The 26,798-nt window shown below is 71.6% G+C and carries 23 protein-coding genes; 9 read left to right on the forward strand and 14 right to left on the reverse strand.

Annotation, left to right across the window (positions count from 1 at the left end):
• Positions 1–3 precede the first annotated feature (3 nt).
• Genes AB0N80_RS10325 through AB0N80_RS10335 form a run of 3 tightly spaced genes read left to right on the forward strand, consistent with a single transcriptional unit; the run spans position 4 to position 3,245 of the window.
• Positions 4–1,020: a tripartite tricarboxylate transporter substrate binding protein gene (locus AB0N80_RS10325; protein WP_363578684.1), complete on the forward strand. Its 1,017-nt coding sequence runs from the start codon at positions 4–6 to the stop codon at positions 1,018–1,020.
• Positions 1,017–1,571 carry a tripartite tricarboxylate transporter TctB family protein gene (locus AB0N80_RS10330; protein ID WP_363578685.1) on the forward strand — a complete coding sequence of 185 codons (555 nt, stop codon included), beginning with the start codon at positions 1,017–1,019 and terminating at the stop codon, positions 1,569–1,571. Before AB0N80_RS10325 ends, AB0N80_RS10330 begins: the two co-directional genes overlap by 4 nt.
• A 12-nt stretch (positions 1,572–1,583) precedes the next feature.
• Complete coding sequence (locus tag AB0N80_RS10335) at positions 1,584–3,245, forward strand: tripartite tricarboxylate transporter permease (RefSeq protein ID WP_315993368.1); 1,662 nt, start codon at positions 1,584–1,586, stop codon at positions 3,243–3,245.
• 100 nt (positions 3,246–3,345) lie between these two features.
• Here AB0N80_RS10335 and AB0N80_RS10340 read toward each other — a convergent pair whose 3' ends face one another.
• From AB0N80_RS10340 to AB0N80_RS10370, 7 genes are all read right to left on the reverse strand, one after another.
• Positions 3,346–4,116 (reverse strand): alpha/beta hydrolase, encoded by a 771-nt coding sequence (locus AB0N80_RS10340; protein WP_363578686.1) that lies wholly within the window; start codon positions 4,114–4,116, stop codon positions 3,346–3,348.
• A 109-nt stretch (positions 4,117–4,225) separates the two neighbouring features.
• Entirely contained in the window at positions 4,226–5,377 is a 1,152-nt protein-coding gene (locus tag AB0N80_RS10345) for a mannitol-1-phosphate 5-dehydrogenase (RefSeq protein ID WP_363578687.1), read from the reverse strand.
• A complete protein-coding gene (locus AB0N80_RS10350; RefSeq protein ID WP_363578688.1) occupies positions 5,374–5,811 on the reverse strand; it encodes a PTS sugar transporter subunit IIA in 438 nt (145 codons plus the stop codon). Before AB0N80_RS10350 ends, AB0N80_RS10345 begins: the two co-directional genes overlap by 4 nt.
• 104 nt (positions 5,812–5,915) lie before the next feature.
• The gene (locus tag AB0N80_RS10355; RefSeq protein ID WP_363578689.1) at positions 5,916–7,580 is read right to left on the reverse strand and encodes a PTS mannitol transporter subunit IICB; all 1,665 of its coding nucleotides are present in this window, start codon (positions 7,578–7,580) and stop codon (positions 5,916–5,918) included.
• Positions 7,581–7,680: 100 nt separating this feature from the next.
• Positions 7,681–9,366, reverse strand: a complete 1,686-nt coding sequence (ptsP, locus tag AB0N80_RS10360; protein ID WP_363393168.1) for a phosphoenolpyruvate--protein phosphotransferase — start codon at positions 9,364–9,366, stop codon at positions 7,681–7,683.
• Between the two features lie 14 nt (positions 9,367–9,380).
• Complete coding sequence (locus AB0N80_RS10365; protein WP_076674181.1) at positions 9,381–9,656, reverse strand: HPr family phosphocarrier protein; 276 nt, start codon at positions 9,654–9,656, stop codon at positions 9,381–9,383.
• Between the two features lie 17 nt (positions 9,657–9,673).
• Positions 9,674–10,000, reverse strand: coding sequence for a PTS sugar transporter (locus tag AB0N80_RS10370; protein ID WP_315993362.1), 327 nt, complete (start codon positions 9,998–10,000; stop codon positions 9,674–9,676).
• Positions 10,001–10,202: 202 nt separating this feature from the next.
• On the opposite strand from AB0N80_RS10370, the gene AB0N80_RS10375 reads away from it, so the two are divergent.
• Positions 10,203–12,131, forward strand: a complete 1,929-nt coding sequence (locus AB0N80_RS10375; protein ID WP_363578690.1) for a PTS sugar transporter subunit IIA — start codon at positions 10,203–10,205, stop codon at positions 12,129–12,131.
• Positions 12,132–12,232: 101 nt separating this feature from the next.
• On the opposite strand, the gene AB0N80_RS10380 is transcribed toward AB0N80_RS10375, so the two are convergent.
• The 3 genes from AB0N80_RS10380 to AB0N80_RS10390 form a co-directional block, all read right to left on the reverse strand.
• Complete coding sequence (locus tag AB0N80_RS10380; protein WP_363578691.1) at positions 12,233–13,192, reverse strand: type IV toxin-antitoxin system AbiEi family antitoxin domain-containing protein; 960 nt, start codon at positions 13,190–13,192, stop codon at positions 12,233–12,235.
• Positions 13,193–13,363: 171 nt separating this feature from the next.
• Entirely contained in the window at positions 13,364–15,055 is a 1,692-nt protein-coding gene (locus tag AB0N80_RS10385; protein ID WP_363578692.1) for a phospho-sugar mutase, read from the reverse strand.
• On the reverse strand, positions 15,052–15,885 hold the full coding sequence (locus AB0N80_RS10390) for a purine-nucleoside phosphorylase (RefSeq protein WP_363578693.1): 834 nt from the start codon (positions 15,883–15,885) through the stop codon (positions 15,052–15,054). The genes AB0N80_RS10385 and AB0N80_RS10390 overlap by 4 nt, the downstream gene beginning before the upstream one ends.
• Positions 15,886–15,993: 108 nt before the next feature.
• Here AB0N80_RS10390 and AB0N80_RS10395 point away from each other — a divergent pair, with 108 nt between their 5' ends.
• Positions 15,994–17,454, forward strand: a complete 1,461-nt coding sequence (locus AB0N80_RS10395) for an NAD(P)H-quinone dehydrogenase (protein WP_315993357.1) — start codon at positions 15,994–15,996, stop codon at positions 17,452–17,454.
• 139 nt (positions 17,455–17,593) lie between these two features.
• Here the strand turns inward: AB0N80_RS10395 and AB0N80_RS10400 are convergent, their stop codons facing one another.
• Both AB0N80_RS10400 and AB0N80_RS10405 read right to left on the reverse strand, forming a co-directional pair.
• Positions 17,594–19,360 carry a biotin carboxylase N-terminal domain-containing protein gene (locus tag AB0N80_RS10400; RefSeq protein WP_315993356.1) on the reverse strand — a complete coding sequence of 589 codons (1,767 nt, stop codon included), beginning with the start codon at positions 19,358–19,360 and terminating at the stop codon, positions 17,594–17,596.
• A 77-nt stretch (positions 19,361–19,437) separates the two neighbouring features.
• Positions 19,438–20,085, reverse strand: coding sequence for a Maf family protein (locus AB0N80_RS10405; RefSeq protein ID WP_363578694.1), 648 nt, complete (start codon positions 20,083–20,085; stop codon positions 19,438–19,440).
• 221 nt (positions 20,086–20,306) lie between these two features.
• Between AB0N80_RS10405 and AB0N80_RS10410 the strand changes: the two genes are divergently transcribed.
• The 4 genes from AB0N80_RS10410 (at position 20,307) to AB0N80_RS10425 (ending at position 24,604) form a co-directional block, all read left to right on the forward strand.
• Positions 20,307–21,569: a TRAM domain-containing protein gene (locus tag AB0N80_RS10410; RefSeq protein ID WP_315993354.1), complete on the forward strand. Its 1,263-nt coding sequence runs from the start codon at positions 20,307–20,309 to the stop codon at positions 21,567–21,569.
• Positions 21,570–21,655: 86 nt separating this feature from the next.
• A complete protein-coding gene (locus AB0N80_RS10415; RefSeq protein WP_315993353.1) occupies positions 21,656–22,321 on the forward strand; it encodes a response regulator transcription factor in 666 nt (221 codons plus the stop codon).
• Positions 22,314–23,570 (forward strand): ATP-binding protein, encoded by a 1,257-nt coding sequence (locus tag AB0N80_RS10420; protein ID WP_363544044.1) that lies wholly within the window; start codon positions 22,314–22,316, stop codon positions 23,568–23,570. Before AB0N80_RS10415 ends, AB0N80_RS10420 begins: the two co-directional genes overlap by 8 nt.
• The gene (locus tag AB0N80_RS10425; protein ID WP_315993351.1) at positions 23,567–24,604 is read left to right on the forward strand and encodes a hypothetical protein; all 1,038 of its coding nucleotides are present in this window, start codon (positions 23,567–23,569) and stop codon (positions 24,602–24,604) included. The genes AB0N80_RS10420 and AB0N80_RS10425 overlap by 4 nt, the downstream gene beginning before the upstream one ends.
• A gap of 284 nt (positions 24,605–24,888) precedes the next feature.
• Here the strand turns inward: AB0N80_RS10425 and AB0N80_RS10430 are convergent, their stop codons facing one another.
• A complete protein-coding gene (locus AB0N80_RS10430; RefSeq protein ID WP_315993350.1) occupies positions 24,889–25,125 on the reverse strand; it encodes an acyl-CoA carboxylase subunit epsilon in 237 nt (78 codons plus the stop codon).
• Positions 25,122–26,720, reverse strand: coding sequence for an acyl-CoA carboxylase subunit beta (locus AB0N80_RS10435; protein ID WP_315993349.1), 1,599 nt, complete (start codon positions 26,718–26,720; stop codon positions 25,122–25,124). The genes AB0N80_RS10430 and AB0N80_RS10435 overlap by 4 nt, the downstream gene beginning before the upstream one ends.
• Positions 26,721–26,798: the final 78 nt, after the last annotated feature.

Raw genomic sequence — 26,798 nt, forward strand, 5'->3', positions numbered from 1 at the left:
CGCATGCGTCGCACCACCATCGCCCTCGTCCCCCTGGCTGCGCTGTCGCTCGCGGCCCTCACCGGCTGCAACCCGCAGGGCGCGGGTGCCGGCGGGGCGGCCGCCTCGCAGGATGCCGCCTCCATCGACTCCGTCAACATCGTCGTCCCCGCCGATCCGGGCGGCGGCTGGGACCAGACCGGCCGCGCCGTCTCCGACGTGCTCACCGGCGACAAGCTCGTCGGGACCGCGGCCGTGAGCAACGTCGGCGGCGCCGGCGGCACGGTCGGCCTCGCCTCGCTCGCGACCGAGCGCGACCCGTACACGCTCATGGTGACGGGCCTGGTGATGGTCGGCGCGGTCGAGACCAACGCCGCGGAGAACCGCATCGAGGACACCACCCCCATCGCGCGCCTGACCGAGGAGCCGCTGGTCGTGGTCGTGCCCGCGGCCAGCCAGTACCAAACGCTGAAGGACCTCGTCGACGCCGTCGTCGCCGACGGGCAGGGCGTCACCATCACGGGCGGCTCGGCCGGCGGCGCGGACCACATCCTCGCGGGGCTCCTCCTCGAGGAAGCCGGCCTGACCGGGGCGGACATCACCTCGAAGCTCAACTACGTGCCGAACGCCGGCGGCGGCGAGGCCGTGTCGCTGCTGCTCGGCAACAACGCCGCGGCGGGCATCTCGGGCGTGGGGGAGTTCGCCGAATACGTGAAGTCGGGCGACCTGCGCGCCCTCGCCGTCTCGAGCAAGGAGGCGGCGACGCTGCTGCCCGACGTGCCCACCATGACCGCCGAGGGCTACGACGTCGTCTACACGAACTGGCGCGGCCTGCTCGCCCCGGGCGGGATCAGCGAGGCGGATGCCGAGGGCCTCACGAAGCTCGTCACCGACATGCACGCGTCCGACGCGTGGAAGAGCGTGCTCGAGGAGCGCGGCTGGACCGATGCCTTCCTGACCGGCGACGAGTTCACCTCCTTCGTCGAGGAGAACGTCGTCGACGTCTCCGGAACCCTGAAGAACATCGGGCTCGTGTCGTGACGACCACCGACGCATCGGGGGCGGCGGCGACCAGCCGCCCCCGGTGGGGCGCCGAGCGCATCGGCAACGTCGCCTTCGCCGGCGTCGTGGTCGGGCTGGGCGTGTTCGCCCTCGTCGGCGCGTTCGCCATCCGCGTCCCCGCCGGTCAGGCGATCGGCCCCCAGGTGTTCCCCTTCGCCGTCGCCGCCATTCTGCTCGGCTCCGGAATCACGCTGGTCATCGCCGCTCTGCGGGGCCGGGTGGCTCCGCGCGAAGAGGGTGAGGACATCGATCCGGATGCCAAGACCGACTGGTGGACGATCCTGAAGCTCGTCGCGCTGATGGTCGCCGTTCTGCTGCTGCTCGAACTGCTCGGCTGGTGGATGGTCGCCGCTCTGCTGTTCGGCGGCGTGGCCTGGACCCTCGGCGCCAAGCGTCCGTGGGTCGCCTTCCTCGCCGGTCTCGTCATCGGCATCGGCACCCAGCTCCTCTTCGGCGAGGGCCTGGGCCTCTTCCTTCCCCGCGGGGCCGCCTTCGACTGGTGGTACGGCCCCGGACCCCTGTTCGGCTAGGAGACCGTCGACATGGATGCTGTCAACTCCCTCATGGAGGGCTTCGCCACCGCGCTGCAGCCGGAGTACCTGCTGTTCGCGCTGCTCGGCGTCGTCATCGGAACCGCCGTCGGCGTGCTCCCGGGCATCGGCCCGGCCATGACCGTCGCCCTCCTGCTGCCCCTGACCTACTCGCTGTCCCCGACGGCGGCCATCATCACCTTCGCGGGGATCTACTACGGCGGGATGTACGGTGGCTCGACCACCAGCATCCTGCTGAACACGCCGGGTGAATCGGCATCCGTCATCACCGCCATCGAGGGCAACAAGATGGCCAAGCTCGGTCGCGGCGCGGCGGCGCTGGCCACCGCGGCGATCGGCTCCTTCGTGGCCGGCACGATCGCCACGGCGCTGCTGACCCTCTTCGCTCCGCTGCTCGCGCGCTTCGCGGTGAACCTGTCTCCCGCCGACTTCGTCGCGCTCATCGTCGTGGCCTTCGTCACCGTGGGTGCGCTGCTCGGGTCGTCGCCGGCTCGCGGTCTCGCCTCGCTCGGCATCGGCCTGCTCGTCGGACTCATCGGCACCGAGGCGACCACCGGTCAGGCGCGGTACACGATGGGTGTGCTCGCGCTGTCGGACGGCGTGAGCGTCGTGCTCGTGGCCGTCGGCCTGTTCGCGGTGGGGGAGACCCTGTACGTCGCCGCGCGCCTGCGCCACGGGCCCATCCCCGTCATCCCCGTCACCCGCGGCTGGCGCAACTGGATGACGAAGGAGGACTGGCGCCGCTCGTGGAAGCCGTGGCTGCGGGGCACCTTCATCGGCTTCCCGATCGGGACGATCCCCGCCGGCGGTGCGGACGTCGCGACCTTCCTGTCGTACGCGAGCGAGAAGAAGCTGTCGAAGAACCGCGAGCAGTTCGGTCGCGGGGCGATCGAGGGTGTCGCAGGCCCCGAGGCGGCCAACAACGCCGCTGCGGCCGGCGTGCTCGTGCCGCTGCTGACGCTGGGCCTTCCGACGACGGCCACCGCGGCCATCATCATCACGGCGTTCCAGTCCTACGGCATCCAGCCGGGGCCCCAGCTCTTCCAGAACCAGGGCGACCTGGTGTGGGCCCTGATCGCGAGTCTGTACATCGGCAACGTGCTGCTCATCGTGCTGAACCTGCCGCTCGCGGGGATCTGGGTGAAGGTGCTGCAGATCCCGCGTCCGTACCTGTACGCCGGCATCCTGACCTTCGCCGTGCTCGGCGCCTACGCCGTGAGCTTCTCGACGCTCGACATCGTCATCCTGCTGGTGGTGGGGGCGCTGGGGTACTTCATGCGGCGCTTCGGCTTCCCGATCGCACCGCTCATCGTGGGGCTCATCCTGGGGCCGATGGGGGAGCAGCAGCTGCGCAAGGCGCTGCAGTTGAGCCAGGGCAACGTCGCCGACCTCGTGCTGCACCCCTTCGCCGCATCGGCCTACGTGCTGCTGGCGGTGTTCCTCGTGGTGGGGCTGTGGCTCAAGCGTCGCCAGAGCCGCTACGAGCGGGCGCTGGAGGCCTCGCTCGCCGCGACCGAGGGGCACCCGCAGGCCGGTGTCGACCGCCTGTGGGAGCCGGGGGAGCGCCCCACCGACGTGCGCACCGACACGATCCGCGCCGAGCTCGCGGCCGAGCAGGCCCGCGCCGCACGGGGTGAGCCTCCGCGGGACTGACCCCTTCTCGTCGAGTGTCCGAGACACGCCGGTGCCCGAACCCGGGAAGCGGCGTGTCTTGGACACTCACCGCCGTGTGCGGCGAGAGACGGGGCGGCGGTCAGGGACGGGGGAGGAACCCCGCGAGCTGCTCGGCGATCACCCGGTCGACCTCGGCCGGATCGGCGGTGGGGGTGCCGTCACCCGGCTGCGGGCCGTACGCGCCGAACGACGCGTGCGAGGCGCCGGGGATCTCGACGAAGGCGGCATCCGCGGGCAGTTCGCCCTTGGCATCCGCGATCTTCTGCGGGGTCGACAGCCCGTCTTCCGAGCCCGACAGGCTCAGGACGGGGAGCCCGGATGCCGAGAGATCGTTCGCGCAGTACGAGGCGAACAGCACGAGCGCGTCGGCGTCGGTCGCGAGCTGGCACGCGCGCACGCCGCCGAGCGAGTGGCCGCCCACCGCCCAGGTCGAGACGTCGGGCGCGAGGTCGGTGAACGTCGACAGGGGACGGGGGTCGAAGAAGGCGAGGTTCAGCCACGGCTTCGTGATCACGACCGTGACGCCGTCGTCGACGACGACGTCGGCGAGGGTGGCGATGTAGCCCTCCGCCTGCACCTTCGCGCCCGGGATGAACACCAGTCCCTGGCCGGTCGCTCCCGCGGTGGGGGAGAGCACGATCCCCGCACCGTCGTCGGTGATCGTCAGCCCGGGATCCGCCTCGGCCGAGGCGAGCGGGCCCGGTTCGGCGCCCATGACACCGACCTGACTGTAGATCAGGATGCCGCCGACCAGCACCACGACGAGGGCGCCCAGGCCGCCGAGGGTCCACCGCAGCCATCGGCGACGGCGGCGGGGAGCAGGGGCGGCGGGGGCAGCGCTGTCTGTCACGTATTCGAGCGTATCCCCGGCCGCCGGCCGTGCAGCGTCGGTCCTGCCCGCGAACACGACACCGCCGACGCGCCGCCCGATGCGGCCGCGTCGGCGGTGTCGGAAGGGTTCAGGCCGAGAGAGCCGTCTGCCGGGCGGCGACGACCTCGACGATCCGGGCGAACAGCGGGTGCGCGGCGTCGAGTCCGGTCACCTGCGCCGTGAAGGCGTCGGCGTCGAGCTCGCGCAGCAGGCGCTGCAGCTCGACGGCCTGGGCGTCTTCGGCATCCTGGAACTCCAGGGCCGCGGCCATCGCGGCGACGAGCGCATCGACGCTCAGGCCCCGCTCGATCGCCTCGGCCGCGGGTCCCACGAAACGCTCGTGCCGCGAGAGCTTGCGCAGCGGCTGCCGTCCGACGCGCCACACGGTGTCGGGCAGCGCGGTGTTGCGGAAGCGGCGCAGGATCGTCGCGCGGTACTCGCCCTGCACGCCGGCATCCAACTCGTGCTTCTGCACGAGCAGCGCGCTGGTCTCCTCGAGCGCCGCCTCGACCTTGGCCGAGATCGCCGGGTCGGCGAGGGCGTCGGAGATGCGCTCGATGCCCGCCTGCGCCCCGAAGTACGCCGTGGTGGCGTGACCGGTGTTGACCGTGAAGAGCTTGCGCTCGATGTAGGGCTCGAGGTCGTCGACGAAGTGCGCGCCGGGGATGTGCGGAGGGGTGTCGCCGAACGGGGCCCGCTCGATCGCCCACTCGTAGAACGGCTCGACGGTGACGTCGACGCCGCCCTGAGCCTGGGCCGGCACGATGCGGTCGACCGCGGTGTTCGCGAAGACGGCCCGGGACGCCAGGGCATCCCACGACTCGCCGGCGAGCTCGACGACGTGGTCGCGCAGCTGGTCGGTCGCGCCGATCGCGTTCTCGCACGCCATGATCTGCAGCGCCGGCAGCGACGGGTCGCGCAGCGCGAGACCGGCCACGATGTGCGGAGCCACGAACTTCAGGATGGTCGGGCCGACGGCGGTGGTCACCACGTCGGCGGTGGCGATCTCGTCGACGAGGGCCTCGGCATCCACCGAGCTGTCGATCGCGCGGAAGTTCGTCACCTGCTTGTCGACGCCGCCCTCGCCCACCTCGTGGACCGTGTACGACGTCGCGTCGTTGATGGCGGACACCAGCGCCGCGGAGACGTCGGAGAACACGAGGTCGTACCCGCCCTCGTGCAGCAGGAGGCCGACGAAGCCACGGCCGATGTTGCCCGCGCCGAAGTGGACGGCCTTCATGCGTTGACGGAGCCCGCGAGGGCCTCGTAGAGCTCCTCAGGGGAGGAGGCGGCCTTCAGGCGCGCGACATCGTCCTCCTCGGAGAAGAGGATGGCGATCTGCGACAGGATCTCGAGGTGCTCGTCGCCCTTGCCGGCGATGCCGATGACGAAGGTGACGGGTTCCCCGCCCCAGTCCACGCCGCCGTCGTACCGCACGACCGACAGACCGGACTCGAGGATCGCCTGCTTGGTCTCGTTGGTGCCGTGGGGGATGGCGAGCTCGTTGCCCATGTAGGTGGACACGGTCTGCTCGCGCTGCTGCATGGCGGCAAAGTAGTCGGCGGTCACCGAACCGGTGGCCTGCAGCAGATCGGCCGCCTCTTTCATCGCCTCCTCGCGGGTGGCGCTTCCGGGGTGGATGCGGACGGATTCGATGCGGAGGACGTTCGACATGGTTCTCGCCTTTCTCGTCGTGCTGTCCAGCCTCGCAAAACGCGGGCCGGACGGGAAGACGCCAGGGGCCGGGCTGACGCTCCGACCCCTGGCGTGCTATTGGGTTACTTGGCCTCGTGCTGCGAGCGGACCATCTCCACGACCTCGTCGTACCGCGGCGAGTTCATGAAGTTGTCCACCGAGACGTGCACGGAGTCGGGCGACTGCGCCTTCGCGCGGTCGGTGAGCTGGTTCTGCGTGATGACCAGGTCGGCCGAGCCGTCGAGGTTCGCGATGGCCTGGTTGGTGACCGTGACCCCCTCGATGCCGGCCTTCTTGATCTTGTTGCGCAGGACGCTCGCGCCCATGGCGGAGGAGCCCATGCCGGCGTCGCAGGCGAACACGATGGTGTTCAGCTGCTTCGTGGCGACCCCGCCCCCGAGACCGCCCAGGGCGGCGTCGACGTCGTGGTCGGCCGACTCGGTGGTACCCGAACCGGTGGTGCCGGCAGCGCGCGTGCGGAGGGCGCCGAGCGCCGACGACTCCTTGCCCTTGTTGGCGGCGGTCTGGTCGATGGCCGCGGCGAAGCTGTCGCCCTCGGCCTCCTGGTCGCGCTTGCGCGAGGCCCGGAGGATGACACCGGCGACGAGGAAGGTCACCACGGCGGCGACGATCACCGACAGGTAGACCACCAGCAGGTTGGCGGGGCCGGCGCCGATGGCGGCGACGGTGACGGCGATGATGCTGCCGGGAGCGGCCGGGAAGGCCAGGCCGCCGCCGAAGATCATGTTGACCGCGACGCCCGAGGCGCCACCCGCGATGAGCGCGAGGATCGTCATCGGCTTGGCGAGGGCGTAGGGGAAGTAGATCTCGTGGATGCCGCCGAGGAACTGGATCACGATGGCGCCGGGAGCCGAGGCCTTGGCCGCACCCACGCCGAAGAACGTGAACGCGAGCAGCAGACCCAGGCCGGGGCCGGGGTTCGCCTCGATGAGGAAGAGGATCGACTTGCCGGTGTCAGCCGCCTGCTCGATGCCGAGCGGGGTGAAGACGCCGTGGTTGATGGCGTTGTTGAGGAACAGCACCTTGGCCGGCTCGACGATGATCGACAGCACCGGGAGCAGGTTGAACTGCACGAGGAACGCGACGATGCTGCCGAGGACCGCGCTGATGCCGAGGAAGACGGGACCGAAGGCGAAGAAGCCGACGATCGCGAGGATCATGCCGAGGATGCCGGCGGAGAAGTTGTTCACGAGCATCTCGAAGCCGGGGCGGATCTTGCCGTCCCACAGCTTGTCCATCTGCTTGGTGATCCAGGCCGCGAGCGGGCCCATGATCATCGCGCCGAGGAACATCGGGATGTTGGTGCCCACGATCACGCCCATGACGGCGATGGTCGCGACCACGCCACCGCGCGCGCCGTAGACGATGCGTCCACCGGTGTTGGCGATGAGCAGGGGCAGCAGGTAGGTGATCATGACGCTGACCAGGCCGACATAGCCCTGGTAGGTGCCGCCGTCGGCGTTCGCGGTCAGCGCGGTCGCTGCTCCGGGCCAGCCGATGGTGGCGGCGTCACCGCCGCCGCCGAGGATCTCGGCGACCGGGGCCCAGTGCCAGCCGAAGGGGCTGTTCGCACCGAAGAACCCGGCGGGGATGAAGAGCATGGTGATGAAGCCCCATGCGATGAATGCCGCGATGTTCGGCATGATCATGCCGGAGAGGAACGTGCCGAATCGCTGAACCGCGATCCGAGCCCCTCCCGGCTTCTTGGCGGGTGACGTCGTCGTCATTGCTGTGTCTCCTTGGTAGGTGCACGGCGGGAGCCGCGCGATGGGGGTACGGCGTGCGCCGCGGTGCAGAAGGGGGCGGCGGTCGCCGCCCCCCCGGGGTTTACGGGGTGGGAACGAGAGCGGAGGCAGCCTGGGCGGCCTCGCGGGCGGATGCCGCGTCGTCGGCGGACAGGGCGGCCTCGGCGATGCGGCGGGCGTCGTCGAGGGTGTGGCGGAGGAGGGTCGCGCGCACGTCGGCGAGGGCCGTGGGGGCCATCGACAGCGTGGTCGCGCCGAGTCCGACGAGGACGACGGCGAGCAGCGGATCGGCCGCGGCCTCGCCGCAGATGCCGACGGGCTTCCCGTGCGCCTGGCCCGCGGCGCCGACCTCGCGGATGAGGCGGAGGACGGCCGGATGCCACGGGTCCTGGAACGACGCGACCGAACCGAGCAGGCGGTCGGCGGCGAGCGTGTACTGCGTCAGGTCGTTCGTGCCGATCGAGGCGAAGTCCGCGATCTGGAGGATGCGATCCGCCAGGAGCGCGGAGGAGGGGACCTCGACCATGACGCCGGTCGTCTTGAGGCCGTAGTCCTTCGCGAGTGCCGTGAAGTAGCGGGTCTCCTCGACGGTGGAGACCATGGGCGCCATGACCCACAGGTCGGCGGGGCCGGCCTCGGACGCGCGGGTCGCGGCATCCGCTTCGGCGAGGGCGGTCAGCTGCTCGCGCAGGATGTCCTCGCTGGCGCGGAGGGCACGAAGGCCCCGGAGGCCCAGCGCGGGGTTCTCCTCGTGCGCGTCATTGAGGAAGGGCAGCGGCTTGTCGGCGCCGGCGTCGAGCACGCGCACGACGACTTTCTTGCCGGGGAAGGCGCTCAGCAGCTCGGTGTACGCCGCGCGCTGCTCCTCGACGGTGGGAGCCGAGCTGGAGCTGAGGAACAGGAACTCGGTGCGGAACAGGCCCACGCCCTCCGCGCCCAGCTCCACGGCCTCGGCGGCACCGCCGGGCTTTCCGAGGTTGGCCAGCAGGGGCACCTTCGTGCCGTCGGCGAGGGCGCCGTCGGTGATGGGGGCGGATGCCGCGGCCGCACGGGCCTCGGCACGGTTCGCCGCGCGGGTCTTCTCGTCGTCGGTCGGGTCGACGGTGACGACGCCGGCGGCGGCATCCACGATCACCGACTGCCCGTCGACGAGGTCCTTCGCACCGCTCGCACCGACCACGGCGACGATCGACTTCTCGCGCGCGAGGATCGCGGTGTGCGAGGTCGGCCCGCCCTCGGTGGTGACCAGGGCCAGCACCTTGTCGAGGTCGAGCAGGGCGGTGTCGGCGGGGGCGAGGTCTTTGGCGACCAGCACGAACGGGTGGCCGGGATCCGGGATGCCGGGGGCCGCGACACCGCGAAGCCGTGCGATCACGCGCTGGGCGACGTCGTCGAGGTCGGCGGCGCGCTCGCCGAGGTAGCCGCCGAGGGCCACGAGCTGCTCGCGGAACGAGGCGAAGGCGTCGTGCACGGCGAACTCGCCCGTCTTGCCGCTCGCGAGGCGGCTGTCGACCTCCGCCTCGAGAGTCGGGTCCTCGGCGATCATCGCCTGCGCCTCGAGCACGTCGCGGGCGGCGCCGCCCGCCTGCGCGCCGCGGGCCTCGAGCTCGCGCGCGACGGCGCCGATCGCCTCGCGGACGCGGGCGGTCTCGTCCTCGACGCTCAGCTCGCTCTTCGCATCCTTCGGGGCGGGCAGGGGCTCGGCCATGCGCGCGATGGGTCCCTGGGCGACTCCCAGTCCGATTCCGACTCCACGGAGTTCCGTCATGGTGTGTGTCTTCCTTACTCGGCGTCGTGGTCGGTGGTCAGCAGCTCGGCGAGGCGCTCGAGCGTCGCGTCGGCGTTGTCGCCGTCGGCGGTCAGGGTGACGTAGTCGCCCTGCTCCAGCCCCAGCGCGATGATGCCGAGGATGCTCGCGGCGTTGATGGGGGAGCCCGCGTCCTTGGCGAGGGTCACCGGGATGCCGGATTCCTTCGCCGCCTGCGCGAACAGCTTCGCGGGGCGCGCGTGCAGGCCGTGCGACGATCCGATGCGGACGGTGCGGGTCAGATGGGGCATGGGTCTCTCCGTCGAACTCAGATCGTGTCCGCCGGCTGGCGGGAGCGCAGGGAGTCCTCGACCAGGGCGAGGGTTCGGGTGCCGCTGAGGTCGGCGAAGACATCGTCCGGGAGCAGCACGACGGTGGCACCGCGGGCTTCGGCGTCGCGGCGGATGTGCGGGAGATCGTCGGCCAGGTGCGGGCCGACGAGCACGACGTCGGCGCCGTCGAGGTCGATGGGCAGCGATCGTGCGGTCCCGGCCGAGGCGTTGTAGTCGAGGCCGCGGTCCCGCGCAGCACGACGGACGCGCTGCGCCACGAACGTGCTCGACGCACCCGCTCCACACACCACGAGGATCCTCATCGACCGGCCTTTCTTCCTCTCGATTGTGCGCACCCGCCTCACAGGAGACAACCAGGTTCGTTTCCCACCCCCCGGAACGCGGATGCCGCGGCCCCGCGCGCTCGCGCCGCGCGTGCCGTCGCGCGCGTTCCCGCGCCCGGTGGGGAGGGGCGTGAAAGGATGGACGGATCGCCGCCCACCGGGGCGGCGCGGAGGACGGATCGTGACGACGAAGGCTCGCCAAGACCGCCTGCTGGCCCTGTTGCTGCGGGACGGGGAATGGTCGACCGCCGCATCGCTGGCGGACGCGCTCGGGGTCACACCGCGCAGCATCCGGTCGTACGTCACGGCGATCAACGCCCGGGTGTCGTCCGGTGCCGCGATCGAGTCGGGTCCCCTGGGGTACCGCGCGGGCGGCGATGCCGCGGCGGCGCTGCGTTCCCTCTCCGGGTCGGATGCCGGCACCCCGCGCGACCGCCTGCACACCCTCGTGCGGCGCCTGCTCGACTCCGCCGACGGCATCGACGTCTTCGACACCGCCGACGTGCTGCACGTGAGCACCGCCACCCTCGAGGCCGACCTGTCGCGCGTGCGCGGCCTTCTCGGCGGGACCGAGCTGACGCTGGAGCGCTCGGCATCCACCGCCCGTCTGCGCGGGACCGAGGTCGCCCAGCGGCGCCTGCTGTCGAAGCTCGCGCACGACGAGATGGATGCCGGCCTGTTCGATCTCGACGCGCTGCGGCGCACGCTCGGCGCGCGCTCGGTCGGGGCGCGGGCGTTCGGTCCGTTCAAGGCGGAGCTCGTCGCCGAGCTGGGGGCGCTCGGCTACTACGTGAACGAGATCGGCATCGGCGACGTCGTGATGCACATCGCGATCGCCGCCGACCGCACCACCCGCGACCGCGCGCTCGGGTCTCCCGGCGGCGACTCCTCCGACGCCGCCGCGGCGGTGGTCGAGCTGCTCGACCGCCTGACCGTCAAGCACATCGGCGTGCAGCTCGGCTCGGGCGACCTCCGCCACCTCGCCACCCTCGTGCTGACGCGCATCGTCGCCCCGGGCTCGCCGGGCGGCGACGACGTGCGCGCGCGCCTCGACCCCGCGGTGGAGGCGGCCGTTCGGCTGGTCGTCGACAACGCGGCATCCGAGTTCCTCGTCGACATCGCGCACGATGACTTCATCCTGCGGCTGGCGCTGCACGTGCAGAACCTCCTCGCCCGATCCCGGGAGCAGGCGTGGTCGCGCAATCCGCTGACGCGGTCGCTGAAGTCGACGTATCCGATGATCTTCGAGGTCGCCGTGTACATCGCCAAGGGTCTGCAGGACGGTCTCGGCATCCCGATCCTCGACGACGAGATCGCCTACATCGCCATGCACGTCGGCGGGCGCCTCGAGCGCAGCCGTCGCGCCGACCAGCTGTTGACGGCGACCATCGTGTGCCCCGGGTACTACGAACTCCACGAGCTGCTGCGCTCGAGCGTCGACCGCTCCCTCGGGCAGGCGATCGAGGTCGTCGGCGTCGAGACGCGCATCGACCCGGCGTGGGATGCGATCGAGACCGACCTCGTGCTGACCACGATCGACCCGCCGCGGCCCGGTGACCGGTTCGTGCGGATCCAGCCGTTCCTCACCGACGCCGACGTCGAACGCGTCCAGGCCGCTGCGGGACGCATCCGCCGCGGGCGACGCCTGGCGCGCCTGCGCGATGAGCTCGAGCGCTACTTCGCGCCGGGCGCGTTCGTGCGGGGCCTGGATGCCGCCGACGGCGAGGCCGGCGTCATCCGTCGCCTGGGCGGTCTGCTCGTGGAGCAGGGCGTCATCGACGAGGCCTACGTCGCCCGTGCGGTAGAGCGCGAGTCGATTTCGTCGACCGCGTTCACCGATGCCCTCGCCGTGCCGCACGCGATGGGGATGACCGCGACGCAGACCCGCATCGCCATCGGCATCGCCGACCCTTCCATCGCGTGGGGCGAGGGACGCGTGCAGGTGGTGGCTCTCGTGGCGTTCAGCGAGACCGACCGCGAGGCCTTCCAGACGGTGTTCGAGCAGTTCGTCGAGGTCTTCAGCGAGCGCGACAGCGTGCAGCGCATCGTCCGCCGCGCGACGTCGTTCCCGGCCTTTCTGGACGAGCTGGTCGCGGTGATCGACGGCTGACGCGGCCTTTCCCGGGTTCGGGGCGCGATGTCGCGTTCGGGGCGCCGAATACTCCGCCCCGAGTGGAACCGCGCGCCCCGAACCGCGTGTTGAGGGCGCGATCAGGGGAGTGGGATGTGGAACGCCCGCAGGCGGGAGGCCAGAGTCGCGGCGTCGCGGAGGTGGGGCCAGCCCCAGCGGACGACGGGCCTCCCGGTGGCTCCGCGTATCCAGTCCTCGCGTTGCTTCTCGGCGAGCACCACCTCGGCCGCCGTCCGACCACCGCGGAGGCCGTCATCGACGTACTTCCCGCGCCCGTCGAATTCTCCCCAGGCGTTCACGTCCTCGATGCCGAAGTCGACGTCGTACGAGCCTCCCGTGGGCGTCGCCACCGGGACCTGCAGACGCAGCGACCGGAAGCCGAGCTCGGTCAGGCGGATGCGGCTGATGCTCTCCCCGGGAAGCTGCGCGCGACCGTCAGCGAATGCGAGCGCGCGTGCTGCTCTTGTGCGACCGTGCGCCGACCGCATCGAGATCGCGAGTGCCGCGGCTCTGAGTGCGTGCGCCGCGTCTTCGTCATACCCTCCGTTGCCTCGGCCCGCCGTTTGTCGTAGTGCGCCGTCGAGCGAGCACACCGCGTTCGCAAAGGGCGAGGTACGTGCGACATCGGCCATGGTGCGGGTGAGGGCGGTCATCTTGAGGCCGTTCCTCTCCACGACCTCGTCCGGCTGGAGTTCTCCCCGGTGCCGGACGGCTGAGGCGATCGGGCCCCGGCGATGCTCGTCGAGGATCAGGTGGACGCGCTCGCCCGAGGGCGGATGCACGGGGAGGCCGTGAAGTGCGGCGGCCGTCTGATGGGAGAACACGGGCGCCTCGCTGCACATCAGCGCGAGTGCCCGGGCGCGAACGACCATCCACTGTTCGGGACGAAGGCTCGCGGCTCGCTGAGGGTCGACGTAGACGCCGGGACGCACGCGCTCCAGGACCCCGGCGCGAAGCCGGGCGTCGAGGCCGTGCCGGTCGATTCCCGCCTCGAGCAGCTCAGCCCGGCGGAGGAGAGGGAGCTCGAATGCCGCATCCATCGCCCCACCTTCGCGAAGTCCACTTTCGCGTGGTGCCCCGCTCGTTGCCGCGGTGGATAACCGCCGCTGTGGAGAACACCTCGATCTGGTTTGGGGCGCGTTCTACCGTTTGGGGCGCGGAATACCCCGCCCCAAACGGAATCGCGCGCCCCAAACCAGGAGAACGCCGCCTCAGCGCACCGAAACCAGCAGCTCCTCCGCGCCGGCGCGCAGCGCGGCGAGGCGCCGCGCGGCCTTCTTCGCCGACGAACCGCGCACGTCGAGGTACAGCTTGAGCTTGGGCTCGGTTCCGCTCGGGCGCACGATGAGGCGCGAGCCGTCGTCGAGCCACAGTCGCAGCACGTCTCCGGGGGGCAGGCCGTCGACGCCCTGCAGCAGGTCGTCGATGCGCGACACCGCGACCTCGCCGACGGCGGACGGGGGCTGGGCGCGAAGGGATGCCATGATCCCGGCGATCTCGCTCACGTCGCTCACGCGGATCGAGATCTGGTCGCTCGCGAACGCGCCGAACGTCTCACGGAACTCCTGCAGCAGGTCCGCGACCGTGCGGCCCTCGGCGCGCGCCGCGGACGCCATGCCGAGAAGCGCCACGGCGGCGGAGATGCCGTCCTTGTCGCGCACCGTGCCGGGGTTCACGAGGTAGCCGAGGGCCTCCTCGAACCCGAACACCATGCCCGGTGCCCGCGAGATCCACTTGAAGCCCGTGAGGGTCGAGTGGAAGTCCAGACCGTAGTGCTCCGCGACCGCCTGCAGCCCGGGCGACGAGACGAGCGAGCAGGCGAGGGATGCCGCAGCCCCGGGACCGTCCGCATCGGAGCCGCCCGAGCCGGCCGCGGCCCGCGCCGCGCGCCACCCCAGCAGCAGACCGATCTCGTTGCCGGTGAGCCGGCGCCACCCGCCCTCGGCGTCGGCGTCGGGGATCGCGACGGCCAGGCGGTCGGCATCCGGGTCGTTGGCGATGACGAGCTCGGCGTCGACGGCGCGCGCGGTCTCGAACGACAGGTCCATGGCCCCGGGCTCTTCGGGGTTGGGGAACGCGACGGTCGGGAAGCGCCCGTCGGGGTGGATCTGCGCCTCGACGACCGTGGGCTGGGGGTAGCCGGCTTCGGTGAGCACGCGCGAGACGGTCTCCCATCCGACGCCGTGCATGGCGGTGTAGACCCAGGTCAGGCCCTCGGCGCCGGTGGGCGCGGGCGCCACCGCGGCGGTCGCGGCGACGTAGGCCTCGACGACCGACTCCGGGGCGTTGGCGTAGCCCACCGAGCGGGGCAGCACGGTGACGTCGCCCTCGTCGGCGATCCGCTGGATGTGGGCGGCGATCTCCGCATCGGCGGGGGAGACGATCTGTGCACCCTCGTCGGCGCCGCCGAGGTAGACCTTGTAGCCGTTGTCGTCGGGCGGGTTGTGGCTGGCGGTGACCATGACGCCCGCGTCGGCACCGAGGTGGCGCACGGCGAAGGCGAGCACGGGCGTGGGCAGCAGGCGGGGCAGCAGGATGGCGTTCAGTCCCGCGCCGGCGAAGATCTCGACCGAGTCGCGCGCGAACACGTCCGAGTTGCGACGCCCGTCGTACCCGACCACGACGGTCGGCGTGCCCGACGACCGCTCGCGCAGGTACGCCGCGAATCCCGCCGCCGCCTGGGCGACGAGCACCCGGTTCATGCGGTTGGGGCCGGCGCCGAGCGTGCCGCGCAGTCCCGCCGTCCCGAACGCCAGGCGGGTGGAGAAGCGATCCTCCAGGTCCGCCGCAGCCTCGGCATCCCCCGTCTCGACGCGGGCGACGAGGTCCTCCAGCTCGGCCCGGGTCACGGCATCCGGGTCCTGTGCGATCCAGGCCCGCGCGGCGTCGAGGTGGGCGTTCACAACGCGCCGATCACGCGCGCGAGCAGCGCGGAGATGACGGGCTCGGCCTCGCGGCCGGCCTCGAGCACCTCTTCGTGGCTGAGGGGGGTCTTCTGGATGCCGGCGGCCAGGTTCGTGATGAGCGAGAAGCCGAGGATCTCCATGCCGGCCTGGCGGGCGGCGATCGCCTCGAGAGCGGTGGACATGCCCACGATGTGGCCGCCGATGGTCTTGGCCATCTGCACCTCGGCCGGCGTCTCGTAGTGCGGCCCGCGGAACTGCGTGTAGACGCCCTCGTCGAGGGTCGGGTCGATCGATCGCGCGAGCTCCCGCAGGCGGGTCGAGTAGAGGTCGGTGAGGTCGATGAAGGTCGCGCCCTCGAGGGGGGAGTCGGCGGTGAGGTTGATGTGGTCGCTGATGAGCACCGGCTGGCCGGGCTTCCACGTCTCGCGGATGCCGCCCGCGCCGTTGGTGAGGATCATGGTGGTCGCACCGGTCGCCGCCGCGGTGCGGACGCTGTGCACGACCCGGCGCACGCCGTGGCCCTCGTAGTAGTGGGTGCGCGCTCCGATGACGAGGACGTTCTTGCCGCCCGGGGTGCGGACGCTGCGCAGGGTGCCGACGTGGCCCTCCAGCGCGGGCTTGCTGAAGCCGGTGACCTCGGTGGCGGGGAACGACGCCGTCTCCTCGCCGATGAGTTCGGCGGCGCGCCCCCAGCCCGACCCGAGGGTCACGGCGATGTCGTGGTGCTCGACCCCGGAGAGGCGGGCGATGTCGGCCGCTGCGGCCGCGGCGACCTCGAAGGGGTCGACCGCCGGGTCGTCGAGCGGGTGAGATGTGCTGTTGGACATTCCCCCACTCTAGAAACTGCGGGGCCCGCGGGCCAGACGGCACACGCGTGCGGTCAGCGTGTCGGACCGACCTGGGTGGCGCATCGGCATCCGCCCAGCGCTGACAGAATGGATGCCATGGTGCAGAGCTTCGAGCGCAAGCAGTCCGTGGCGATCGTCGGCGGCGGCCCCGGCGGATACGAGGCGGCCCTTTCCGCGGCTCAGCTCGGCGCCGACGTCACCCTCGTCGAGCGCGCGGGAGTCGGCGGCTCGGCGGTCATCACCGACGTCGTGCCCTCGAAGACCCTCATCGCCACGGCCGACGCGGCCGTCGCGATCCGCAACGCGAGCAGCCTCGGCGTGCAGCTCTTCGCGAAAGACGACCGCGGCAAGCCTCTGACCCCCGAGGTCGCGATCAACCTCGCCGCGGTCAACCAGCGTCTGCTCTCGCTCGCGCGCCAGCAGTCCGACGACATGCGCGCCTCGTTGCTCGAGGCGGGCGTCCGCATCATCTCCGGGCACGGCCGCCTCGACGGCAACGGCGCCGTGGTGGTCTCGACCGAGGCCGGCGGCACCGATTTCGACCGGGTCGAGGCCGAGACCCTCGTCGTCTCGGTCGGGGCGTCTCCCCGCGAGCTCCCCTCGGCCAAGCCCGACGGTGAGCGCATCCTCACGTGGACGCAGCTCTACAACATGAAGTCGGTCCCCACCCACCTCATCGTGGTGGGCTCGGGCGTCACCGGCGCCGAGTTCGCCTCGGCGTACATGAACCTCGGTGCCAAGGTCACGCTCGTCTCGAGCCGCGACCAGGTGCTGCCCGGAGAGGACCAGGATGCCGCGGCGGTGCTCGAGCGCGTCTTCCAGCGCGGAGGCATGACGCTGCTGGCCAAGGCGCGCGCCGAGTCGGTGGTGAACACGGGCGACGGCGTCACCGTGACCCTGGCGGACGGACGCACGATCGAGGGCAGCCACTGCCTCATGGCGGTGGGCTCCATCCCGAACACCGCGGGGCTCGGCCTCGAGCAGGCGGGGGTGCAGATGACGGCATCCGGACACATCCGCGTGAACCGCGTGGCGCGCACCTCGGTGCCGAACATCTACGCCGCCGGCGACTGCACCAACTTCTACCCGCTCGCGTCGGTGGCGTCGATGCAGGGGCGACAGGCGATCTTCCACGCGCTGGGCGACATCGTCATCCCGCTCGAGACCCGCCGCATCACGGCCAACATCTTCACCGCCCCCGAGATCGCCACGGTCGGCTTCAGCGAGCAGGACGTCACCGAGGGGCGCATCGCCGGAAAGGTGCGCAAGCTCCCGCTCTCGGCCAACCCGCGCGCCAAGATGCAGGGCATCACCGACGGCTTCGTCAAGCTGATCGCCCGCGAGGGCAGCGGCACGGTCATGGGCGGCGTCATCGTCGGCCCCAAGGCATCCGAGCTCATCTACCCGATCGCGATCGCCGTCGAGCGCCGCCTCACGGTCGACCAGGTCGCCCGCGTCTTCGCGGTGTACCCGTCGCTGACGTCGAGCATCACCGACGCCGCGCGCGCGATGCACATCGTCGACCGCGACGATCCCGGCGAGGACTGAGTGTTGCGGATGCCGCGTGCTCTCGGCATCCGTCGCCGTTCCGCGTCGCGCGGGGCGTGGGGGTGCTCCGCACCGGCGCCCACGCACGACGGCGCCGCGCCCCCGAAGGAGCGCGGCGCCGGTCGAACGAGACGCAACCTCAGCTGATCAACAGCAGCTGGTGCCCCGCGGACACCGTCGTTCCGGCGGTCGCGTCGATCGAGGCGACCGTCCCGTCCTTGTGGGCCTGGATGGGCTGCTCCATCTTCATCGCCTCGAGCACGACGACGAGGTCGCCCTTGACGACCTGCTGGCCCTCCTCGACCGCGACCTTGACGATCGTGGCCTGCATCGGGGACTTGACCGCGTCGCCGGTCGCCCCGGCGGCGGGCGAGGCCGCGTGGGAGCGGCGCGACGGGGGAGCGGCGGCGGGGCGACCCGCCTGCGGGGCGGCGGCAGTGATGCGGTCGGGCAGGCTCACCTCGAGGCGCTTGCCGCCGACCTCGACCACCACCGTGTGACGGCCCGTCTCCGCGGCGGGAGCGTCGAGCTCGCCGTCCCAGGCGGGGATGTCGTTGACGAACTCCGTCTCGATCCAGCGGGTGAAGACGCCGAAGGTGCCGTCCTCGGCGGTGTAGGCGGGGTCGCGCACCACCTTGCGGTGGAACGGCAGCACCGTCGGCATCCCGGCGACCTCGAACTCGTCGAGGGCGCGGCGGGCGCGCTCGAGCGCCTCGGCGCGATCACGACCGGTGACGATGATCTTCGCGAGCAGCGAGTCGAAGGCGCCCGAGACGCTGTCGCCGGCGGTGACACCGGAGTCGAGGCGGATGCCGGGACCACCGAACGTCTTGAAGACGTGGATGGGGCCGGGCTGCGGGAGGAAACCACGGCCGGGGTCCTCGCCGTTGATGCGGAACTCGATCGAGTGACCGACGGGGGCGGGGTCGTCGTAGCCGAGCTCCTCACCCTCCGCGACGCGGAACTGCTCGCGCACGAGGTCGATACCGGTGACCTCCTCGGACACGGGGTGCTCGACCTGCAGGCGCGTGTTGACCTCGAGGAATGAGATGGTGCCGTCGGCGCCGATGAGGAACTCGCAGGTGCCCGCTCCGACGTAGCCGACCTCTTTGAGGATGGCCTTGGATGCCGAGTACAGCACCGCGTTCTGCTCCTCGCTGAGGAAGGGGGCCGGGGCCTCCTCCACCAGCTTCTGGTGACGGCGCTGCAGCGAGCAGTCGCGGGTCGAGACGACGACGACGTTGCCCGCCGAGTCGGCGAGGCACTGCGTCTCGACGTGGCGCGGCTTGTCGAGGTACTTCTCGACGAAGCACTCGCCGCGACCGAAGGCGGCGACCGCCTCGCGCGTGGCCGACTCGAACATCTCGGCGACCTCGTCGAGCTCGCGCGCGACCTTCAACCCGCGTCCTCCGCCGCCGTAGGCGGCCTTGATCGCGATGGGCAGGCCCACCTCTTCGGCGAAGGCGATGACCTCGTCGGCGCCCGAGACGGGGCCGGGCGTGCCGGGAGCTAGGGGAGCGCCGACCTTCTCGGCGACGTGTCGCGCGGTGACCTTGTCGCCGAGCGCCTCGATCGCGTCGGGCGAGGGCCCGATCCAGATGAGGCCGGCGCCGATGACGGCGCGGGCGAAGTCGGCGTTCTCGGCGAGGAAGCCGTAGCCGGGGTGCACGGCGTCGGCGCCGGAGCGGCGGGCGACCGAGAGGATCTTCTCGATCGAGAGGTAGGTGTCGGCGCTGGTGGCGCCGTCCAGGGCGTACGCCTCGTCGGCGAGACGCGTGTGAAGGGCGTCGCGGTCCTGATCGGCGTAGACGGCGACGGAGGCCTTGCCCGAATCACGGGCGGCGCGGATGATTCGGACGGCGATCTCGCCGCGGTTGGCGACAAGGACCTTGGCGATCTTCGGCATTCGTCCAGCCTAGCGAGGGCGACCGCGCGTCTTTTGACACTCCTCGACAAGAAACGCCGAGAAACGTGAGCGGGTGTCTACGAACGATTCCAGAGCGTGGTCCAGGAGCCGCCGAGCTCGCGAACGAGGCGGCGCACGGTCGACAGCGACATCCCCACCACCGTGGAGGGGTCGCCCTCCACGCGCTCGATGAAGGCACCGCCGAGACTGTCGACCGTGAAGGCGCCCGCCACGAGGAGCGGTTCGCCGCTGGCGACGTAGGCCGCGATCTCGTCGTCGTCGACGTCGGCGGCGAAGGTCACGGACGCCTCGGCGACGGCGTGGGCCTCGCGCGGCTCGAGGCCGGGGGAGAGGCGGAACACACTGTGCCCGGAGTGCAGCACGCCCGTGCGCCCGCGCATCCCGCGCCAGCGCGCCGTCGCCGCATCGGCGGTGTACGGCTTGCCCAGGATCTCGTCGTCGAGCGCGAACATCGAGTCTCCGCCGATGACGAAGCCGTCGAAGAGGGGGTCCTCGTCGCGGACGCGGTGGGCGACGTCGGCGGCCTTGCGGCGCGCGAGCAGCAGAACGTGCTCGGGGGCGGGCAAGCGCCGCCCCTCGGACGCCTCGACCTCGGCGATCACCGCTTCCTCGTCGACCCGGGGCGCACGCGCCTCGGGCTCGATCCCCGCCTGGCGCAGCAGCATCAGACGGGCGGGAGAAGTGGATGCCAGGCACACGCGCATGCGTCCACGCTACCGACGCGATGCCCCGGCGGAGGCCCGCAGACCTTACGTCGTGCCACAGCGAGGCGACCGAGCCTGTCGAAGCCCCCGCGCTCGCGTGGGCCCGGACCCTTCGACGGCCTCGGGGCCCTGGGGCGGCGAGGTGGCTGAGCCTGTAGAAGCCACCCGGCGCGAAGACCGAGGCCCGGCTGCTTCACGGCCTCGTGTGACAGGCTCGGGGGATGCACGACGGCGACCTCATCGAACTCGACATCACCGGCATCGCCCACGGCGGTGTGTTCGTCGGGCGGCACGAGGGGCGCGTCGTCTTCGTCCCCGACACCCTGCCGGGCGAGCGCATCCGTGCTCGACTCACCGACACCCGCAAGAAGGCGTTCTGGCGGGCCGAGGCGATCGAGGTGCTCGAGGCGGCGCCCGAACGGCAGCCGCACGTGTGGCAGGCGGCGGCGATCGAGGTCGATCCGTCCGAGCGGGTCGGCGGCGCCGAATTCGGACACATCGCCCTCGCCCACCAGCGGGCGCTGAAGGAGCGCGTCATCCGCGAGGCGGTCGAACGCGTCGGTCGGCTGGAGCTCCCCGTCGAGGTCGCGATCGCGGGCGACGACGCGCAGCGCGAGTCGTCCGACGGCACGGGATGGCGCACCCGCGTGAGCCTGCACGTCGACGACGGCGGACGCGTCGGCGCGTTCGCCGCCCGCTCGCACCACGTCGTCGAGACCGTCGACCTTCCCCTGGCGACCGAGGCCATCGCCCTCGCCGCGTCGGAGGTGCGGGCCGGTCGCGCCCTCCCCGGACGCATCGACCTCGTCCAGCCCGCCGACGGTCGCGTGCGCGTCCTGCCCCGTCCCGAGGGGGAGCGCCCGTCCTCGGAGCCCGAGGTGATCGAGGAGCGCGTCGGCGATCGCGTGTTCCGCGTCGGGGCCGGCGGGTTCTGGCAGGTGCACCGTCTGGCCGCCCGCACGCTGACCTCGCTCGTCTCAGCGGAGCTCACGGCATCCCTCGGCGGACTCGATCCCGACGCCACCCACCTCGACCTCTACGGCGGAGTGGGCCTGTTCGCCGCCACGCTCGGCGAGATGGGCGGGAGCGGAACGCGCGTGGTGAGCGTCGAGAGCGATCCGCGCGCCACCGAGCATGCGGGTGAGAACCTCGCGGAGTGGATCGGGGCCCGTGCCGAGACGGCGCGCGTCGACCGGTTCGTCGCGGCGCTCGCCGCTGGCGCCTCCGCCCGGGAACGCGAGCGTCTCTCTCGCGGCGTCGTGCTCCTCGATCCGCCGCGCGCCGGCGCCGGTCGCGCCGTCGTCGAGGGCATCGCCGCCCTGGCCCCGACCGCGGTCGTGTACGTCGCGTGCGACCCCGTGGCCCTCTCCCGCGATCTCGCGACCTTCGCCGAGCTCGGCTATCGGGCCGATCGCGGCATCCGGGGCGTCGATCTGTTCCCGAACTCGCACCACGTCGAGGCGGTCACCGTCCTCCGTCGCTGAAGCGCGTCGCGGGCGCGCGAGCGAGGACGCGCCGTGCGGGGAAGGTCCTCCTGCGCGGCGGAGGGCAGCGCCGATACGATGACGGAATGACGCGCGTCGCCCTCATCGATGACCACGAGTCGGTCCGGCTCGGGTTGGAGGCCGCCCTCGCGCGCACGCAAGCCACCACGGTCGTCTTCTCGGGCGCGAACGTCGCCGCCTACCTGACGTGGCGCCAGAGCGCGGCCGAGACGCCGGCCGACGTCGTCGTGCTCGATCTCACCCTCGGCGACGGCACCACCGTGTCGGAGAACGTCGACCGTGTCGTCCGCGACGGCTCGAGCGTGATCATCCACAGCGTCGCCGACCGTGCCGGGGCGGTGCGCGAAGCCCTCGCCGCGGGTGCGGCCGGGATCGTGAGCAAGTCCTCTCCCACGCACGAGGTGCTGGGCGCGATCAGCACCGTCGCTCGCGGCGAGCTGCTCGACAACGTCGAATGGGCCAGCGCCGTCGAGGGCGACCGCGACTTCGCCGACGCGCAGCTCTCCGCTCGCGAGCGCGAGGTGCTCCGCCTGTACGCGGCGGGACTGCCGCTGAAGGCCGTGGCCGAGCGGCTCGGGGTGGCGTACTCCACGGCGAAGGAGAACATCACCCGGGTGCGCGTGAAGTACGTGGAGGTGGGGCGACCCGCACCCACCAAGGTCGACCTGCTGAGACGCGCCATGGAAGACGGCATCCTCCAGGATGCGCCAGATGACGTCGGCCGTGGCTGAATCGGACCGGTCGGTGCTCGACGAGGCGTGGGGTCGCATCCCGCACACGCGCGAGAGCCAGGCCGACCAGGGGACATTCACCCAGACGCGCATCGAGCGCGTCATCACGCTCATCGTGGGACCGGGCTCGCTCGTCCTCGGAGCGCAGGCGTTCTTCGCCGCTTTCGGGCCCGGGGATGAGGCGCAGGGGTGGCACCTCCCATTGGTGCTCGGGGTGTTCCTCCCCCTCGTCGCGATGATCATCGCGTGCAGTGTGGGGCGCTTCGCCCGGGTGTTCTCGGGCATCTTCGCGGTGGTGTTCCTGCTGGCCCTCGCGTTGTGGCCGCTCGCGACCGCGGGCGGTCCGGCGCCGGCGCCCACGGAGAACCCCTGGATCTTCTACCTCGTCAACGTGGCGACGGTGTCGACGATTGTCGCGTTCCCCCTCGCGCTGCAGATCGTGTGGACCATCGCCACCCCGCTGCTGTTCGGCGTCGTGCGTCTGCTCCAGGCCGGCGGGCAGCCCGATTTCGTGCTCCCCGTCATCCTCGACGTCACGTTCGCCCTCATCCTCGGCAGCGTGCTGCTGACCCTCGGGTGGATGTATCGCTCGATCGCCGCCAACGTCGATCAGGCGCGCGCCGTCGCCGTGTCGAGCTATGCGGCGGCGGCGGCGACCGCGGCCACGGAGCACGAGCGCGTCGCGGTCGCCGCCCTGATGCACGACAGCGTCCTCGGCGCCCTGCTCGCCGCGGAACGCGCCTCCAGCCCGCGCGAACGCACGCTCGCGGTCAGCATGGCACGAGAGGCGCTGACGCGACTCGCCAACGCCGAGAAGGACTCGCTCGAGGGCAGTGACGAGCCCGTTCCCGCCCTGCGCCTCGCCGACGACATCGAGGTCGCCGCTCGCGAGCTGGGCATCGACCTCGTCGTCACCCGGGCCGTGGAGGAGGGAACGCCTCGCGTCCCCGGGCGCGTGGCCCGCGCCCTGGTCCTCGCCGCCATGCAGGCCGTCGCCAACGCCGTGCAGCACGCCGACGCGCAGGGGCTCACGGTCGAGCTGACGGGGGACAGCGCGCCCGGTGGCGTCGCCGTGCGCGTGCGCGACACCGGAGCCGGCTTCGACGTGGCCGCGATCCCCGATGACCGTCTCGGCATCCGCGGGTCGATCAACGCCCGTCTGGCGGCCGTCGGGGGACGCAGCGACATCGACTCGACCTCCGCCGGGACGACGGTCACCCTCGAGTGGGAGAGCGGGGACCGCTGGTGACCGTCCGCTCGGTGCTGTCCGTCATCGGTCTGGCCTTCACCGCCTACCTCGCCGCGAGGGGACTCATCTGGACCTCGCCCGAGACCGTCGTGCGCGGGTGGCTGATCGTGGCCGCTCTGCTCTTCTACCTGCCCGTCACCTGGCTCTGGATCTTCGCCATCGGTGCGCGCGAGCGCACCGACTCGTCGTCGCCGGTCACCTCGCCGGCCAAGCTCCCCGGATGGGGTGTCGCGCTCGCGTTGATGGCCGCCGTCATCGTGCCGAACGCCCCGTTCCTCGCGGTCACCGAAGCCGGACGTTCCCAGCCCTTCGTGACCTGGGTGATCGGAGCGATCGGCGCCCTCATGACCATCGTCATGGTGCGCCGTCGCCCCATCGTTGCCTGGACCGGGATGGCACTGCTCACCCTGTCGACCTCGCTCTGGTTGGGGCCCCTTCAAGCCCTCAGCCTCGGCCTCGTCGGTTCCCTCATGTGGGTGGCCGCGGCGCAACTGGTGACGATCGCGCTCGATCGTGCCGCGCGCGACGCCGAGCGGCTCGCCGAGCTGCAGCAGGCCGCCTCCGCATGGCAGGCGTCGCAGAGCGGACGGCAGCGCGAGCGCCGGCTGCATGTCCAGCGTGCCCTGCAGGCCGCGGGTCCGATCCTCGCCCGCACCATCGAGAACGGTGGCAACCTCCGTGCCGCCGACAAGGAGGCGGCGCGCCGCGCCGAGGCGAGTCTGCGCGACGAACTGCGCGGCAACCGTCTCCTCGATGACGGCGTGCGCGTCGAGATCGAGGCTGCCCGTCGCCGCGGAGCGGCCGTCAGCCTGTTCGACGAGGGCGGACTCGAGGGGCTGCGGGCCGCCGACCTCGACGCCATCCGTACCGAGCTGGCATCCGTCCTGCACGAGTCCGTCTCTCAGCGCGTCATCATCCGCACGTCGCCGCACCACGAGGTCGCGGTGACCATCGTCGGCCGGTCCCAGGGCGACGGCGACGGGGGCGACGACGACGAGGTCGATCTCTGGCGCGAGATCCGCCGACCGCGCTGAGCGCACCCGACGGCCCGCGCCGCATCAGCGGCACACCCCTCATCCGCCGGTCCGACCGACGCAGAGGGGGGATTCGTCGACGCTGCCGAGGATGAGGGGTGAGGGGCGGCGATGTCGCCTGCCCCCCACCCGGACGAACGGTTACCCGAAAACCGTCCGTGCGGCCGGATCCGGCTCGAAGGAGCGGTCCGACCGAACGCATGATGCGTTCCAGCTCCTCCAGTATTCGCGAGCTGTCCCGCGGCGTCTGTAGGTATTTCGGGGGACACTTTCCGGCCGAACGGTCAGCCGGTGAAGCCGTTCCATCCCGCGTCGCGGTTCAGAGGGGTGCGCAGGCCGCGCGCCGACAGCTCCCAACGCGAACGCGGGGCGTCGTCGGGCGCCGTGGCCTCGGCGACCTCGCGAACGTACGCCTCGCTGACCACGACGATCGCCGCGGCCAACTCCTCCTCGGTCGGTGTGCCGCGCACGACCTCCGCCACGACGGGCGGCAGGCCGGTGTTCGCAGACGCGTCGCTCACAGCGGGATGTTCCCGTGCTTCTTGGCGGGAAGGCTCGCGCGCTTGTTGCGCAGCGCGCGCAGGGCCTTGGCGATCGACACGCGCGTCTGCGCGGGCTCGATGATGCCGTCGAGCTCGCCGCGCTCGGCGGCGAGGAACGGGGATGCCACGTTGTACGTGTACTCGTTCGCGAGGCGCGTGCGCACCGCAGCGACGTCTTCTCCCGCCTCCTCGGCGCGCTTGATCTCGCCGCGGTAGAGGATGTTGACGGCGCCCTGGCCGCCCATGACGGCGATCTCCGCGGTCGGCCAGGCGAGGTTGATGTCGGCGCCCAGCTGCTTGGAGCCCATCACGATGTACGCGCCGCCGTAGGCCTTGCGCAGGATCACGGTCACGAGGGGGACGGTGGCCTCGGCATAGGCGTAGAGCAGCTTGGCGCCGCGGCGGATGACGCCGGTCCACTCCTGGTCGGTGCCGGGGAGGTATCCGGGCACGTCGACGAGGGTGACGATCGGGATCGAGAACGCGTCGCAGAAGCGCACGAAGCGCGAGGCCTTCTCGCCCGCGTCGATGTTGAGCGTCCCGGCCATCTGCGAGGGCTGGTTCGCGATGACGCCGACGGTGCGCCCCTCGATCCGCCCGAAGCCGATCACGATGTTCGGCGCGAACAGCGGCTGCACCTCGAGGAACTCCCCGGCATCCACGATCCCGTCGATCACGGTGTGGATGTCGTACGGCTGGTTGGGGGAGTCGGGGATGACCGTGTTCAGCGAGCGGTCGGCATCCGTCGTCTCGAACTCGAACGGCGTCTCGTAGACGGGGATCTCGGCGAGGTTGTTGTCGGGCAGGTAGCCGATGAGACCGCGCGCGTAGTCGATCGCGTCGTCCTCGTCGTCGGCGAGGTAGTGCGCGACGCCGGAGCGGGTGTTGTGGGTGAGCGCCCCGCCGAGCTCCTCCATGCCGACGTCTTCGCCGGTGACGGTCTTGATGACGTCGGGGCCGGTCACGAACATCTGGCTCGTCTTGTCGACCATGATGACGAAGTCGGTGAGGGCGGGGGAGTACACCGCGCCTCCCGCGGCGGGTCCCATGATGATCGAGATCTGCGGGATCACGCCTGAGGCGGCGGTGTTCAGGCGGAAGATCTCGCCGTACTTGCCGAGGGCGACGACGCCCTCCTGGATGCGGGCGCCGCCGGAGTCGAGGACGCCGATGATCGGGATGCCGCTGCGCAGCGCGAGCTCCATCACCTTGATGATCTTGTCGCCGGCGACCTCGCCGAGCGATCCGCCGAAGGTGGAGAAGTCCTGCGCGTACACCGCGACCGTGCGGCCGTGGATGGTGCCGGTGCCCGTGACGACCGAGTCGCCGTAGGGGCGGGACTTGTCCATGCCGAACGCGGTGGTGCGATGGCGCACGTACTCGTCGAGCTCGACGAACGAGCCCGGGTCGACCAGCATCTCGAGGCGCTCGCGGGCGGTGAGCTTGCCCTTGGCGTGCTGCTTCTGGCGCGCGGCGGCTTCGGCATCGACGACCGCCTCCTGGAACCTGCTGCGCAGGTCCGCGATCTTGCCGGCGGTGGTGAAGAGATCGGGCTGGTCGGTCACGCTTTCCACCCTAGCGACCGCACCGGCACCGGCGTTGGAGGGTGCGCACAAGCGAATCGTCCGCGGGCTGTGGCATCCGGCCATCGG

The sequence above is a fragment of the Microbacterium sp. NPDC089188 genome, from assembly GCF_040685155.1.
Taxonomy (GTDB): Bacteria; Actinomycetota; Actinomycetes; order Actinomycetales; family Microbacteriaceae; genus Microbacterium; species Microbacterium galbum.

Bases quoted from the DNA above. Each gene is read 5' to 3' on its own strand.
- AB0N80_RS10350 (WP_363578688.1), bottom strand. From the start codon at position 5,811: ATGTCGAACGTCCTCCGCATCGAATCCGTCCGCATCCACCCCGGAAGC.
- AB0N80_RS10390 (WP_363578693.1), bottom strand. From the start codon at position 15,885: ATGTCCAACAGCACATCTCACCCGCTCGACGACCCGGCGGTCGACCCC.
- AB0N80_RS10405 (WP_363578694.1), bottom strand. From the start codon at position 20,085: ATGCGCGTGTGCCTGGCATCCACTTCTCCCGCCCGTCTGATGCTGCTG.
- AB0N80_RS10365 (WP_076674181.1), bottom strand. From the start codon at position 9,656: ATGCCCCATCTGACCCGCACCGTCCGCATCGGATCGTCGCACGGCCTG.
- AB0N80_RS10380 (WP_363578691.1), bottom strand. From the start codon at position 13,192: ATGGATGCGGCATTCGAGCTCCCTCTCCTCCGCCGGGCTGAGCTGCTC.
- AB0N80_RS10400 (WP_315993356.1), bottom strand. From the start codon at position 19,360: ATGCCGAAGATCGCCAAGGTCCTTGTCGCCAACCGCGGCGAGATCGCC.
- AB0N80_RS10345 (WP_363578687.1), bottom strand. From the start codon at position 5,377: ATGAAGGCCGTCCACTTCGGCGCGGGCAACATCGGCCGTGGCTTCGTC.
- AB0N80_RS10335 (WP_315993368.1), top strand. From the start codon at position 1,584: ATGGATGCTGTCAACTCCCTCATGGAGGGCTTCGCCACCGCGCTGCAG.
- AB0N80_RS10415 (WP_315993353.1), top strand. From the start codon at position 21,656: ATGACGCGCGTCGCCCTCATCGATGACCACGAGTCGGTCCGGCTCGGG.
- AB0N80_RS10395 (WP_315993357.1), top strand. From the start codon at position 15,994: ATGGATGCCATGGTGCAGAGCTTCGAGCGCAAGCAGTCCGTGGCGATC.
- AB0N80_RS10410 (WP_315993354.1), top strand. From the start codon at position 20,307: ATGCACGACGGCGACCTCATCGAACTCGACATCACCGGCATCGCCCAC.
- ptsP (WP_363393168.1), bottom strand. From the start codon at position 9,366: ATGACGGAACTCCGTGGAGTCGGAATCGGACTGGGAGTCGCCCAGGGA.
- AB0N80_RS10355 (WP_363578689.1), bottom strand. From the start codon at position 7,580: ATGACGACGACGTCACCCGCCAAGAAGCCGGGAGGGGCTCGGATCGCG.
- AB0N80_RS10370 (WP_315993362.1), bottom strand. From the start codon at position 10,000: ATGAGGATCCTCGTGGTGTGTGGAGCGGGTGCGTCGAGCACGTTCGTG.
- AB0N80_RS10325 (WP_363578684.1), top strand. From the start codon at position 4: ATGCGTCGCACCACCATCGCCCTCGTCCCCCTGGCTGCGCTGTCGCTC.